This window comes from Acinetobacter sp. X9, from assembly GCF_054889255.1.
This window is the reverse complement of the sequence record NZ_CM142679.1, coordinates 1,594,617-1,606,962: the sequence shown is the minus strand read 5'-3', so window position 1 is coordinate 1,606,962 and position 12,346 is coordinate 1,594,617. Positions and strand designations below refer to the sequence as shown.

General features: G+C 36.0%; 14 protein-coding genes and 1 other RNA gene. 7 read left to right on the top strand and 8 right to left on the bottom strand.

All coding sequences use genetic code 11. The features are described 5' to 3' along the window. Window positions 1-436: 436 nt before the first annotated feature. From ACYU0V_RS07640 to kynU, 3 genes are read right to left on the bottom strand one after another with little or no spacing between them, the layout of a single operon-like run. Window positions 437-1,183 carry an alpha/beta hydrolase gene (locus ACYU0V_RS07640; RefSeq protein ID WP_017480970.1) on the bottom strand — a complete coding sequence of 249 codons (747 nt, stop codon included), beginning with the start codon at window positions 1,181-1,183 and terminating at the stop codon, window positions 437-439. A 7-nt stretch (window positions 1,184-1,190) separates the two neighbouring features. Beyond that, window positions 1,191-2,597, bottom strand: a complete 1,407-nt coding sequence (locus ACYU0V_RS07635; protein WP_086393706.1) for an amino acid permease — start codon at window positions 2,595-2,597, stop codon at window positions 1,191-1,193. A 40-nt stretch (window positions 2,598-2,637) separates the two neighbouring features. Further along, complete coding sequence (gene kynU, locus ACYU0V_RS07630) at window positions 2,638-3,888, bottom strand: kynureninase (protein WP_461849633.1); 1,251 nt, start codon at window positions 3,886-3,888, stop codon at window positions 2,638-2,640. Window positions 3,889-4,035: 147 nt separating this feature from the next. On the opposite strand from kynU, the gene gigD reads away from it, so the two are divergent. Beyond that, window positions 4,036-4,485: an Lrp/AsnC family transcriptional regulator GigD gene (gigD, locus tag ACYU0V_RS07625; protein ID WP_130172490.1), complete on the top strand. Its 450-nt coding sequence runs from the start codon at window positions 4,036-4,038 to the stop codon at window positions 4,483-4,485. Window positions 4,486-4,514: 29 nt separating this feature from the next. Beyond that, window positions 4,515-5,051, top strand: coding sequence for a GNAT family N-acetyltransferase (locus ACYU0V_RS07620; protein WP_039762096.1), 537 nt, complete (start codon window positions 4,515-4,517; stop codon window positions 5,049-5,051). A gap of 37 nt (window positions 5,052-5,088) precedes the next feature. Here ACYU0V_RS07620 and ACYU0V_RS07615 read toward each other — a convergent pair whose 3' ends face one another. After that, window positions 5,089-5,382, bottom strand: coding sequence for a hypothetical protein (locus tag ACYU0V_RS07615; protein ID WP_025465974.1), 294 nt, complete (start codon window positions 5,380-5,382; stop codon window positions 5,089-5,091). 424 nt (window positions 5,383-5,806) lie between these two features. Here ACYU0V_RS07615 and ACYU0V_RS07610 point away from each other — a divergent pair, with 424 nt between their 5' ends. The 4 genes from ACYU0V_RS07610 to ACYU0V_RS07595 all read left to right on the top strand — a co-directional run bounded on the left by ACYU0V_RS07610 (window position 5,807) and on the right by ACYU0V_RS07595 (window position 8,639). Continuing rightward, window positions 5,807-6,493 carry an HAD-IA family hydrolase gene (locus ACYU0V_RS07610; RefSeq protein ID WP_213689638.1) on the top strand — a complete coding sequence of 229 codons (687 nt, stop codon included), beginning with the start codon at window positions 5,807-5,809 and terminating at the stop codon, window positions 6,491-6,493. Then, on the top strand, window positions 6,477-6,905 hold the full coding sequence (locus ACYU0V_RS07605; protein WP_068563087.1) for an RNA-binding S4 domain-containing protein: 429 nt from the start codon (window positions 6,477-6,479) through the stop codon (window positions 6,903-6,905). Before ACYU0V_RS07610 ends, ACYU0V_RS07605 begins: the two co-directional genes overlap by 17 nt. Window positions 6,906-7,050: 145 nt before the next feature. Continuing rightward, window positions 7,051-8,097: a recombinase RecA gene (recA, locus tag ACYU0V_RS07600; RefSeq protein ID WP_002115680.1), complete on the top strand. Its 1,047-nt coding sequence runs from the start codon at window positions 7,051-7,053 to the stop codon at window positions 8,095-8,097. Window positions 8,098-8,156: 59 nt separating this feature from the next. Beyond that, window positions 8,157-8,639: a regulatory protein RecX gene (locus ACYU0V_RS07595; protein WP_005068912.1), complete on the top strand. Its 483-nt coding sequence runs from the start codon at window positions 8,157-8,159 to the stop codon at window positions 8,637-8,639. A 13-nt stretch (window positions 8,640-8,652) separates the two neighbouring features. Here the strand turns inward: ACYU0V_RS07595 and ffs are convergent. Further along, window positions 8,653-8,749: signal recognition particle sRNA small type (gene ffs, locus ACYU0V_RS07590), an RNA gene on the bottom strand. Window positions 8,750-9,063: 314 nt separating this feature from the next. Here ffs and ACYU0V_RS07585 point away from each other — a divergent pair. After that, window positions 9,064-9,936 (top strand): YbgF trimerization domain-containing protein, encoded by an 873-nt coding sequence (locus ACYU0V_RS07585; protein WP_068563088.1) that lies wholly within the window; start codon window positions 9,064-9,066, stop codon window positions 9,934-9,936. 58 nt (window positions 9,937-9,994) lie between these two features. Here the strand turns inward: ACYU0V_RS07585 and lpxA are convergent, their stop codons facing one another. Genes lpxA through lpxD form a run of 3 tightly spaced genes read right to left on the bottom strand, consistent with a single transcriptional unit; the run spans window position 9,995 to window position 12,342 of the window. Continuing rightward, window positions 9,995-10,783 (bottom strand): acyl-ACP--UDP-N-acetylglucosamine O-acyltransferase, encoded by a 789-nt coding sequence (lpxA, locus tag ACYU0V_RS07580; RefSeq protein WP_068563089.1) that lies wholly within the window; start codon window positions 10,781-10,783, stop codon window positions 9,995-9,997. Continuing rightward, window positions 10,780-11,265 carry a 3-hydroxyacyl-ACP dehydratase FabZ gene (fabZ, locus tag ACYU0V_RS07575; RefSeq protein ID WP_002115603.1) on the bottom strand — a complete coding sequence of 162 codons (486 nt, stop codon included), beginning with the start codon at window positions 11,263-11,265 and terminating at the stop codon, window positions 10,780-10,782. Before fabZ ends, lpxA begins: the two co-directional genes overlap by 4 nt. A gap of 6 nt (window positions 11,266-11,271) precedes the next feature. Beyond that, window positions 11,272-12,342 (bottom strand): UDP-3-O-(3-hydroxymyristoyl)glucosamine N-acyltransferase, encoded by a 1,071-nt coding sequence (lpxD, locus tag ACYU0V_RS07570; protein WP_199112750.1) that lies wholly within the window; start codon window positions 12,340-12,342, stop codon window positions 11,272-11,274. Window positions 12,343-12,346: the final 4 nt, after the last annotated feature.

The window sequence follows — 12,346 nt, the reverse complement described above, 5'->3', positions numbered from 1 at the left end:
CACTTTATTAGTTTGGTAAAATATATTTTATATAATCCATTAATTAAATGATAATTCCAATTAAATAATGAAAAGCAAATTCTAATTTGTTTCTTATTTAGCAGAGGGCTATGTGATTAACTCATATTAATCATTAAATAGATATTATCGCCATAACCAAGAATAAAATTCGATTTATCTAATTGTTTTTAAAAATCAAATAAAAAAGTCCGCATCTTGGGAAGCTACGGACTTGAAACTCAACTAAACAACAGCTAAACATTTTGCCGCTTAGTGAGAAAGCACTATCTTTTTAATCTAATTAAGTTCTATAGTCAGGTCAATAAGGATACTTAATTTTTATAAAAATTAGGTTGAGTTGTGATTTATCTCACATTTTATCTTCTAATAAGTTTAATCTGTTTTTCTTTACTCAATTACATTCTATTTCAAACACTTAAATTAAAATATTATTAAAGTAATGATTTAAAATAGAATAATGGTTAATTTTAGGAATAAGCTTGAAAGAAACAAAATCCTGATCTTGCCTTTTCTTCATTTCAAAATAATTTTGGCTTTGCCATTTCAACTCGTCAAGTTCGAGTTCACCACAGAAAATTGAACATGGAGTAGTAATTCGTTTTGACTGATGAACAGGGCTGTATTTTAAGATATCTTCGCTTGAAAGATTGAGAGCATGATTTAAATGTGTACTTTGTATAGGTTCCAGATCATAAATTCCACTTAACAAAACCATCTCAGATATGAGTGGATGGCCTAATGACAAAGCAGCCAGATGCGCCCCTGCCGAATGCCCAACCAAAACTACCTCATTAGTTTTCCAGTCTTGCTCTCGAATAAAATCGAGAGCTTGATTAACTTGAGAAGCAATATCTGAAATTTTGCTTTGTGGGGCCAGATCATATTCTAAAAGAATACACTGTGCACCCTTGGCTAGAACATACGGTACGATGAATGCAAAATCTGATTTATCACACCATTGCCAATATCCACCATGAATAAAAATAACAGTCTTTTTGGCTTGTTCTAATGGGAAAAAATCTAAAGTTGACCGTGAGTGCGTACCATATTGGATATCTGCAATATGGGTAAATTTTTGATAGCTCAACAAGCTTGTTCTTTTAAATTCTGCCAGTATTTCATGTTCATTCGCTACGGTTCTAGAATTATCATATGGTCGCATAGGTCTCTCACTTCAACGATTCTTCATGAGCATTTAAAGCAAGCTTGGCTGATGAACGTTTTAAATAATAGAAAAATGTAAGAACAACAACTAATGGGACTCCAAACTGTAAAGTTGACTTGAATTCATTGGTAAACCACGTTGTGATCGTAATACTTAAAATTGCGATTAATCCTAAAAGGGAGATTAACTGACTCGCTGGAACCTTAAATTTTAACTGTTCTCCTTTTCGTGCCATATTCCTTCTAAAAAACATATGGGTAACAAAAATACTGCCCCAAGTGAACAACGCACCAAACATAGATAAAGCAATCATGATCGGGAAAGCCGAAGCTGGGTTAATCGTATAAACAATACTCGCAATACCAATACCAACAGCTGACAATAACAACGCATTAATTGGTACGCCATTATGACTAATACGGCCAAATAGTTTTGGCGCATCTCCTGCTCGTGACAAGCTAAATAGCATACGTGTTGAGATATACAACATACTATTCATGGCTGATAAGGCCGCGACAATTACAATAAAATTTAAAATACTGTCTGCATATGGAATCCCTACAATTTTCATCACCATCACAAAAGGGCTGGTTGCGTCAGCTCCAATTAAAGTTGTCCAAGGAACAAGGGCCACAATGAGAAATAAAGACAGCAAATAAAATAGGATTAAGCGAATTGCCGTACTTTTAAAAGCTTTCTTAACAGCTCTTTCCGGATCTTTAGCCTCACCTGCTGCAACAGCGATCATTTCAATACTTAAATAACTAAATATTGAAATAATTACCCCAATCCAAACTCCACTAAAACCATGAGGAAAAAAGCCACCATGTTCGGTTAAATTAGAGAGAACCTGTTCTGTTCCTCCATGACTTTGAGTCAAAATACCAATTGCTAAAAGAATAAATACAATAATTGCAAAGACTTTTATGGTCGAAAACCAATATTCAACCAATCCAAAAGCTTTAACACTATATGCATTAACCACAAGTAAGGTTAGCGAAAAAAACGCAATCCAGACCCAAGAACCTACATGAGGAAACCATAATTTCATATAGTCAGCAACTGCTGTAATTTCTGTACCGACCGCTAATACAATACATGCCCAATAACAATAACGGACTAAAAACCCAGCAAGCGGACTTACATAATGCTCAGCATATGCCCCAAATGAGCCTGACGTAGGGTGCTGGACTGTCATCTCAGCCAAACAAGCCATAATAGCAAATGCGATTAAGCCTCCAATGGCATAACTCACAATGACGGCTGGGCCAGCAAAGCTAATTGCGAACTTGCTTCCCATGAACAGCCCTGTACCAATCGCTCCACCAATTGCAATCATTCCCATCTGTTTTGCGGATAATTTTTTATGTAAACCCGCTTCTCGATTTTGTATTTCATCAAAACTGCTCATAGGCCCTCCTAGCCATTTTTCTAATGTTGATCTCTAACGATCAGGTCACTTCACTACGCACCAGATAACGTTCATTTTTCCATTCACTATTCAGCATAATTTGCTTAAGTTGTTGTACGGCATTCCAAATATCTTCAAATCCTAGATATAAAGGTGTAATTCCAAAACGTAATACTTCCGGCTCTCGATAATCCCCAATTACCCCACGAGCAATGAGAGCTTGAATAATTTCATAACCGAACTCATGTCTATAACTGACATGACTACCACGATATTTATGGTTTAAAGGGGTAATCAGTTCAAAACCAAACTGTGCACATTCTTGTTGAACAAGTTGAATAAACAAATCAGTTAATTTGAGTGATTTCTCACGTATTTGTTGCATATCAGCTTGTAAGAAAATATCGATACCACATTCAATTAGACTCATAGAAATGATGGGTTGAGTTCCGCACAAGTAACGGCGAATACTGTTAGCTGGTTCATATTGCTGAGCCATATCAAATGGTTTTTTGTGGCTCCACCAGCCTGAGAGAGGTTGCCAGAACTGATCACGATGCTTTCGATTTACCCATAACAACGCTGGAGAACCTGGGCCACCATTTAAATATTTATAAGTACAACCAATCGCAAAGTCACTATTGCTCTGATTAAGATCCATAGACACCGCACCAACTGAGTGACATAAATCCCAAATAATCAAAGCATCTTTAGCGTGAATTTGTTGATTAATAGATTCCATATCATAGAAATATCCAGTCCGATAATTCACATGAGAAAGAACAACTACCGCTACATCTTTTTCTAAAACACGAGATAAATCATCTGCACCATCAATTAACTCAACTTGATAGCCCTGATGAATCAAATCGATAAAGCCTTCAATAATATAAATATCGGTTGGGAAAGCATCTTTTTCTGCAACAATAATTTTACGTTCCGGAAATTTTTCAGCTTGAATTTTTACCGCTGCTGATAAAACTTTGAATAAATTTAATGTTGTGGAATCTGAAATAACAACTTCCCCTTTTTCAGCACCGATAAGCTGCGCGACTTTATCTCCAAGTCTAGTCGGTAAGCCCCACCAATCTGCTTTATTCCAACTATTAATAAGGTCCTCACCCCACTCTTTAGCAATAATATGCTGAGCAACCTCTAATGATTTTTTTGGTCTTGCACCCAAAGAATTACCATCTAAATAAATGACATTTTCTGGTAGTGTAAATTCATCTTTAAACTTTTTGAGTTCATCTTCCTGATCCCAATAGAGGCATTGTTCGTGAGTAATCATTTGTTATTTCACCTATTTTCAACATTTCCTTTGTAGTTGAATTTTATCATGCCAATTCTTTCGATTTATTCGACAATATTTGATTAAAAGTTGCTATTTTCGTATAAAATTCGAATTAAAATTAAAAAACATGGATGAAATTCGAAAATGAATGTAGATGCAATCGATCTTAAAATTTTGAAGTATTTACAAGATAATGCGAGGTTAAGTAACCAAGAACTGGCCGATCTCGTTAACCTTTCGGCTTCAGCTTGTCATCGGCGAGTTAAAATTTTAGAAAGCAATGGTATAATTGAAAAATATCAAGCGAAAGTTAACTATGAAAAACTAGGTATAAAAATTGAGGCAATTGTCGAAATAAAGCTTGCCCAACTCACAGAAAATGATCACAACTTCTTTTTAAGTCAGATCAAAAATTTTGATGAAGTCATTAATGCATATATTATTACTGGCGAATCTAATTATGTTTTACACGTTGCGACCAAAGATTTGAGTTCTTTTTCTCATTTCGTCATTAATACCTTAAATAAAATAAAAGGTGTAGTGAGCATCAATTCCAAGATCATTTTACAGAAGATTGTGCAAAAGCCACTTTGACCCATCATTTTTAATTATAGAGCCATCTCATGATCGAAACTCAGCGTTTAATTTTAAGACAGTGGAAAGAAAGTGATGTTGAGCCTTTTATAACAATGGGCTTAGATCAACATGTTATGCAATTTTTCCCAAATCTATTAACACCCCAAGAAAGCCATAATTTAATCCAAAAAATTTCATCTCTCATTGATAAAAATGGTTGGGGCTTCTGGGCAGTAGAATTAAAAGAAACTCATCAATTTATCGGGTTTATTGGTTTACATAGCCAACCTGAACAATTTGACTTTTCCCCATGTGTGGAAATTGGGTGGCGACTTGCAAAAGACTTCTGGAAACAAGGTTATGCAACTGAAGGAGCAAAAGCGGCTTTAGACTATGGTTTTAATGTACTGAATTTAGATAAGATCGTTTCATTTACCGCTAACATAAATACACCCTCTCAAGCCGTCATGGAAAGACTTGGAATGCACAAAGTTAAAAACTTTGATCATCCCAAGGTTCCTCTCCATCACCAACTAAAAGCACATGTGTTATATGAAATTACAAGCTCTTCATTTATTTTTTGATTAAAGTCAAAATTTTAAATTATTAATAAAAATTTTCTTAATCATCGAAATCATAGCCAACAGATGTAGAGCACTCCCAATACTCATGGATTTTACTTGCGATATCATCTTTTCCCATGGTAGTGAGTACATAAAAGAGTTTAGCCTCTTTATTTTTTCTTAGTATTAAGAGGTTGTAGTAATCATACTCAGGCCCATTAAGACCTAATGTTGGCTGTGATTCACAGTGCTTTTCTGCTTTGTAATGCCATTCAAGCTTATAAGTATCAAGGCCATCAGCAGCATTGATTACAATACCGTCATTGGCTCCGCCAATAAATCCAATTTTCATTGCTTTCTCTAAATTCTTATTAGGGTTAATTTTAAATATATCTTTAAACAAGTATCCTTCAATTTATAAAATGTATGTCAATACGTATCCTATGTAAGCAAAATTAACCATAAATATAGATAGCCTTTTAAGATTTCTTAATTATAAACTTTGCCTGTCTATTTTTACTTCAAACACAGTAAAAGTTATCCACTAAAAAGCACTTATTATTGTTTCCTGTTTTGCAAAATTACACGCTATAATTTTCAAATCATTTATCCTCCCTACCCATCACATTAATCAAAACACCTTTTGAAACAATTAATGGGTGGAGTTTTAAATTAATTTTATATCTCGAAGTTTCTTTAATTAATGATTTTAAAAAGGATATATGGTAGATGTGTCTTAAAAAATTTTCTTTAAATGATTTTGGAGATATTTAGATATGTCTAAAATCGTAATGTTTGACATGGATGGTACGCTATTAGATCTCGCTTTTGATGATTTCATCTGGAATGAATGTCTTCCTAAGCGACATGCAGAGATACATCAACTTCCAATCGACCAGAGCCAAAAAACACTATATCAGTTTTATCAATTACATAGACATACGCTTGTTTGGTATTCATCAGCTTATTGGACCAAAACTGTAGGCGTTGATGTACTCAAATTACAGCAAGAATTTCAGACAAAAATTCAAGCTCGGTCTGGTTGTATTGAGCTTCTACAGGAACTGAAAAAGCAAGGATATAGTTGTTGGTTAGTTACAAATGCCGATCGTGCAAGCTTACAGTTAAAGCTCGATAATGTTGCAATTAAACACTTCTTTGACGTAATCGTATCGAGTGAACAAATTGGTTATGCAAAAGAAGATATTCATTTTTGGCAAGAGCTCCAAAAATTACACCCTTTTGACCCAGACGTAACCATTTTTATTGATGATACAGCTCCTGTACTAAAAACAGCTGAAAAATTTGGTATCAAGCACTTGTTTACTATCTTGCAGCCCTCAACTCTAAAGGATGTAAGAAAGCATGAAGATTTAGAATATAAAGCGCTAGATCGACTTACAGAATTGCTGTCTATATTGAATCAAATTGATAGAAAGGATAATGATGTCAAAATCGCTTGAAAACGATGCTGTAGAGACCATGCGTATCGACAAATGGTTATGGGCTGCTCGTTTTTTTAAAACTCGTTCAATTGCTAAAGCAGCAATCGAAGGAGGGAAAGTACATCACAATAATGAGCGTGTAAAAGTTTCCAAAGAAATTCGTGTTGGAATGGAACTTATTATTCAACAAGGTTTTGATAAAAAAACCGTTGTCGTAAAAGCGCTTGCGAACACACGTGGTCCAGCACCAGTTGCCCAGCAACTTTATGAAGAAACAGAAGTAAGTATCGCTAGACGGGAGTTGATTGCATCCCAACGAAAATTGCATAATCTTGCTCGACCTGATCATAGACCGAGTAAAAAGGATCGTAGACAGATTAATCGGTTTAAACAGGACAATGATCAGCACTGGTCGTATGGTGATGAATAAAAACGTCGAGTTGTGTCGCACACACACAGACAACACATAGAAGCTATAGAAAAAATCTGTCACTATTAGCCCTGTGAAACAAGTTGAGATTCAATGCATCCACTTGGGTTAAACGTGATGAACTTAGAGTATTGAGGTTTTTGAGATGGATGAGAATAAAAGCAAAGCATTACAAGCCGCGCTAAGTCAAATTGAGAAGCAATTTGGCAAAAATACGGTGATGCGTCTCGGTGACAACACTGTTCAAGCAGTTGAAGCTGTATCTACAGGTTCTTTGACTTTAGATATTGCATTGGGGATTGGCGGTTTACCGAAAGGTCGTATCGTTGAGATTTATGGTCCAGAATCTTCTGGTAAAACCACAATGACTCTCCAAGCGATTGCACAATGTCAAAAAGCTGGTGGTACTTGTGCATTTATCGATGCAGAACACGCATTAGATCCACAATATGCACGTAAGCTGGGCGTGGACATTGATAATCTACTTGTATCGCAACCAGATAACGGTGAACAAGCACTCGAGATTGCAGACATGCTAGTTCGCTCTGGTGCAATTGATTTAATCGTTGTCGACTCAGTTGCTGCTCTTACTCCTAAAGCAGAAATTGAAGGCGAAATGGGTGACTCCCACATGGGCTTACAAGCTCGCTTAATGAGTCAGGCATTACGTAAAATTACGGGTAACGCTAAACGCTCGAACTGTATGGTTATTTTCATTAACCAGATCCGTATGAAAATTGGTGTAATGTTTGGTAGCCCTGAGACTACGACTGGTGGTAACGCATTGAAGTTCTATGCTTCTGTACGTTTAGATATCCGCCGTATTGGTCAAGTCAAAGAAGGTGATGAAATCATCGGTTCTGAAACTCGAGTTAAAGTTGTTAAAAACAAAATGGCTCCTCCATTTAAAGAAGCTATTTTCCAAATCTTGTACGGTAAAGGTACAAACCAGCTTGGCGAACTTGTAGATTTAGCTGTACAACAAGATATCGTGCAAAAAGCAGGCGCTTGGTATTCATATCAAGGCAATAAAATTGGCCAAGGTAAAAACAATGTTATCCGCCACTTTGAAGAGAACCCTCAAATGGCTGGAGAAATTGAAAAGATTATCCGTGAACAACTGCTAACTACGGGTACTAATGGTGCTGTACAAGTGGAAGATGAAGAAGAAGATCTTTTATTAGAGTCTTAATTACCGCTTATAAGTCTTAAAACGCCCTTCGGGGCGTTTTTTACAAGGAAATATTAAATATGTTCAAAAGAACAGAAGAACAGCCCCAACAACGCGCTTTGCTTACAGGGCAACGTTTGCGCTCATATGCTTTTGCATTATTGACTCGTCGAGATTATTCGAAAGCAGAACTGATCGAGAAATTGAATCGTTACGCACAAAACCCTGAAGAGGTTAAGCAACTTGTTGAAGAGTTATCTGAGCAAAATTATCAAAGTGACCAACGTGTTGCAGAACTAACATTAGCTAGCCAAATTCGTAAAGGTAAAGGGCCAAAACGCATTAAACAAGCTTTAAAAACTAAACAAATCGAAAATGATTTAATTGCAGATGAAATTCATAATATTGATTGGGTGGAACAGGCTTATCAACTTAAAGTGAAAAAGTTTGGTGAAGAAGTAGAAAAAGATCCTAAACTTAAAGCAAAACAGATGAGGTTTTTACAATATAGAGGATTTGATTTAGATGTAATTATGAAGGCAATCCAACGGAGATCGGATTAGAGGATGGTGGCAACCCCACTAGCAAAACTTCGGCACATCATAGATCTGCTACCGTTGCTACCTTCCGGTCCTGGCGGGGTTCACAGAGTACAATTGCGAAGCCACCAGCGGGGCTACCATTGCAAAACAGAGTATAGAGATTTTTAAAAGAGTTGCAAGCCTTCTTCTCAATTTTAAGCAAGTTTATGTTTCAATTGATTAATTCATCGTCAAAAACATATAAATTCCTAGAATCTCTTATCTTATATTCTTTCTTGATACTTATTTTGAATAAAATATGCTTGAAGATTGTAAACTATTCTTGCATTTATATTGTTAGCTGTTTTAATTGCAATGATCAATTAAAACCTTAGATAGCTAATGTGAATAGTTTACATATTCCCTTCTCAAGTTAGCTTTTACATAAAATTATGGACCTATACTCATGCGATTGATGAAGCATTCTTTATTATTTATTGCCTTAATGAGCACTACTTCTCTCTATGCCAATATTCCAATTGAATCGCGCGGTTTAAGTCAAAGTGGTGGTAGTTCAACTAACACTTCATCGAATAACGCTTCAGTCCCTAGTAATTTAAATTGGGAATTGATGCAAAAAAACCAACAATTAGAAAATGATATACGCACCTTACGCGGACAGTTAGAAGAACAATCGAATGATATTGAACAACTGAAAAAAGATTTATCTAATCGCTATACTGATTTAGATCAGCGTTTGGAATTACTAAATCAAAAAGTAGATCCAGAAAGTGTAGCACCAGACAATACAGCAAATAGTGATGCTACAGCTACCGGAAGCTCAGAAGCTCCTCCTACCGACAATAAAGCAGCTAGTACTACAACTGCTGCAAGTCAAGTTACTTCCCCCTCACAAACGCAAGTAACACAACCAGCTTCATCGCCTGCTATGCAAAATCAATCGAACCCTGTAGAACTTGAAAAAGCAGCTTATACTGTCGCTTTAGATGCCTACAAACAAGGTGGAGCGAAAAAAGCGATTGCTCCAATGCAAAACTTTATCAAAAATCATCCTAATAGCGTTTATACAGGGAATGCCTATTTTTGGTTAGCCGAGTTTAATTTAGCAACTGATCCGGTAAATTATAATGAGGCTAAAAAGAACTATAATGTAGTCGCTACGCAATACCCAAATTCTAGTAAAGCTCCTCGCGCGCTTTATCAACTCTACAGTATTGCCAAAGATGTTGATAAAAATACTGTATCAGCAAACCAATATAAAGCTAAAATTTTAAGTCAGTATCCAAAATCTGAAGAAGCCAAATTTTTTAACAAATAAAAGTTTTTAAGAAAAAAAGACACCGCAGATTGCGGTGTCTTTTTTTGAATATCTCGGCTTAACGCACAATACCACGTTCTGATTGCTCAACAGAGTCAATTAATAATTGAGCTTCTGGAACATTCGGAAGAATATCATTTTTAATCTGCTCAACAGCTTGAACAGAAGTCAGGCCTGATTTAAAAATCAATTTATAAGCTTCTCTAAGGCCTTGAATTGTATCCTTAGACCAACCCTTTCGACGCATACCTTCTATATTAATACCAAACGCATGTGCTGGATTACCAGATGCCATAACATAAGCTGGCACATCTTTTAAAATTAAAGATGCTCCACCAACCATACTGTAAGAATCGATTTTACAGAATTGATGAATTCCCGAATTACCACCAATAATGACATGATCACCAATATGGACGTGTCCAGCAACACCAACATTATTTGCGAAAATATTATGATTACCAACAATACAGTCATGTGCAATATGCGTATTAACCATCAATAAGTTATGACTACCTATTTTAGTTAAAGCATTATCTTGTACAGTTCCTCTATGTAAACTGCAATGCTCACGAATTAAATTATGATCTCCAATCTCTAACCAAGTTTCTTCACCTTGATATTTCAAGTCTTGGCAAACTTCACCAACACTTGCAAACTGGAAAATCTCATTATTTTGACCAATTTTGGTAAAACCACCAACTACAACATGTGAATGTAATTTAGTACCAGCGCCAATCGTCACATTTGGACCAATAATACAATAAGGTCCTATCTGGACATCCGGGGCAATCACTGCAGATGGATCAATAATGGCCGTAGAATGAATTAAATCGTGATTGCTCATGCCTGCTCTGTTTTTTGGTGTGAAATCATAATTTCAGCGGTTGTTGCTACAATACCGTCAACGGTAGCCGTACAGTTATATTTGTAGATACCGCGTTTTTGCATTACTAATTCAGATTTTAATACAAGTTGGTCGCCAGCAACTACTTGTTTTTTAAATCTAACCTTTTCTGCACCAGCAAAGAGGAATAAAGAACCCGGTTTTGGCGTCTCATTGTTCATGATAAAACCCAGAACGCCCGAAACTTGAGCTAATGCTTCTACAATTAGAACACCAGGCATAATCGGATATTCTGGGAAATGTCCTTGGAGGAATTCTTCATTGATAGAAACATTTTTATAACCAACAATACTATTGTCAGTAACTTCAGTCACACGATCAACCAATAAGAATGGGTAACGATGCGGCAAATATTGACGAATCGTTTGAATCTGCATTGGTAATTCAGGGATGGCAAATTTAGGTGTAGTTGACTCGGTCATAATATTCTATTTACGCAAATTAAAAGTTGATTCAAGAGACTCTATTTGAGCTTGTATATGATCAAGTCGTTTAGTGATTTGGGTCAATGGCACATCTGCTAATTGTCGCAAGCGTACAATTGTCTTTTTCCAATGACTATTTTCAAATAATCCAATTCCTGAAGAATAGGTACCAGCTTCAGAAATATTTTTTGTGACCATTGACATTCCAGTTAAAGTCACATTATCAGTGATTGAAAGGTGACCAGACACACCACAGGCTCCTGCAAGAATACAGTTTTTGCCAATTTTAGTGCTTCCAGCAATTCCACATTTAGCAGCAATCGCTGTATTGGAACCAATATGAACGTTATGTGCGATTTGCACAAGATTATCAATAATTACCCCATCTTCCAAAATCGTATTATCTAGTGCCCCTCGATCAATACTACAATTTGATCCAATACGGACATCATTACCAATAATAACTGAACCTAATTGTGCAATACGATGCCATTTACCTTGATATGGTGCAAAGCCAAAGCCTTCACTACCAATTACAGTACTTGCATGAACTCGAACACGATCAAGTAATTTAGAACCGCCAGTAATGGTGACATGAGAATCAATAAAACAATCCTTTCCAATTTCCACATTATCATCCAGACGAGTATGAGACTGAATAATCGTGTTCTCACCTACTACACAATTTTCACCAATTACAACGTAATGGCCAATATATGCTTTTTTAGAAATAATTGCGGAAGGATGAATTTGAGCAGTACTTTCAATACCTATTGATGTGATCTTTTTATCAAAAGCATGGGTAAGGATGGCAAAAGCCAAATATGGATTATCAACAATAATAAAATTTTGTTTATCAGTAAGCTGTTCTTTAATAGAGCTTGTAACAATGTACGCACCCGCACGGCTAGCCTTTGCTTGATCGATATACTTTTCGCCATTTACGAAAGTAATATGAGAAGGTTCAGCATTTTCTAAACTTGCCAGGTTTATGAATTGAAGACTACCCGCACCGACTAACTCACCATTCACTAGGTGAGCTAGTTCATCTAAACGATAATGTTGCACTTTCATTAAT

Coding starts and splice junctions, on each gene's coding strand:
- lpxA (WP_068563089.1), bottom strand. CDS start 10,783: ATGAGCAATCACGATTTAATTCATTCTACGGCCATTATTGATCCATCT.
- ACYU0V_RS07615 (WP_025465974.1), bottom strand. CDS start 5,382: ATGAAAATTGGATTTATTGGCGGAGCCAATGACGGTATTGTAATCAAT.
- ACYU0V_RS07620 (WP_039762096.1), top strand. CDS start 4,515: ATGATCGAAACTCAGCGTTTAATTTTAAGACAGTGGAAAGAAAGTGAT.
- ACYU0V_RS07595 (WP_005068912.1), top strand. CDS start 8,157: ATGTTCAAAAGAACAGAAGAACAGCCCCAACAACGCGCTTTGCTTACA.
- ACYU0V_RS07605 (WP_068563087.1), top strand. CDS start 6,477: ATGTCAAAATCGCTTGAAAACGATGCTGTAGAGACCATGCGTATCGAC.
- ACYU0V_RS07635 (WP_086393706.1), bottom strand. CDS start 2,597: ATGAGCAGTTTTGATGAAATACAAAATCGAGAAGCGGGTTTACATAAA.
- ACYU0V_RS07640 (WP_017480970.1), bottom strand. CDS start 1,183: ATGCGACCATATGATAATTCTAGAACCGTAGCGAATGAACATGAAATA.
- fabZ (WP_002115603.1), bottom strand. CDS start 11,265: ATGACCGAGTCAACTACACCTAAATTTGCCATCCCTGAATTACCAATG.
- ACYU0V_RS07610 (WP_213689638.1), top strand. CDS start 5,807: ATGTCTAAAATCGTAATGTTTGACATGGATGGTACGCTATTAGATCTC.
- kynU (WP_461849633.1), bottom strand. CDS start 3,888: ATGATTACTCACGAACAATGCCTCTATTGGGATCAGGAAGATGAACTC.
- ACYU0V_RS07585 (WP_068563088.1), top strand. CDS start 9,064: ATGCGATTGATGAAGCATTCTTTATTATTTATTGCCTTAATGAGCACT.
- gigD (WP_130172490.1), top strand. CDS start 4,036: ATGAATGTAGATGCAATCGATCTTAAAATTTTGAAGTATTTACAAGAT.
- lpxD (WP_199112750.1), bottom strand. CDS start 12,342: ATGAAAGTGCAACATTATCGTTTAGATGAACTAGCTCACCTAGTGAAT.
- recA (WP_002115680.1), top strand. CDS start 7,051: ATGGATGAGAATAAAAGCAAAGCATTACAAGCCGCGCTAAGTCAAATT.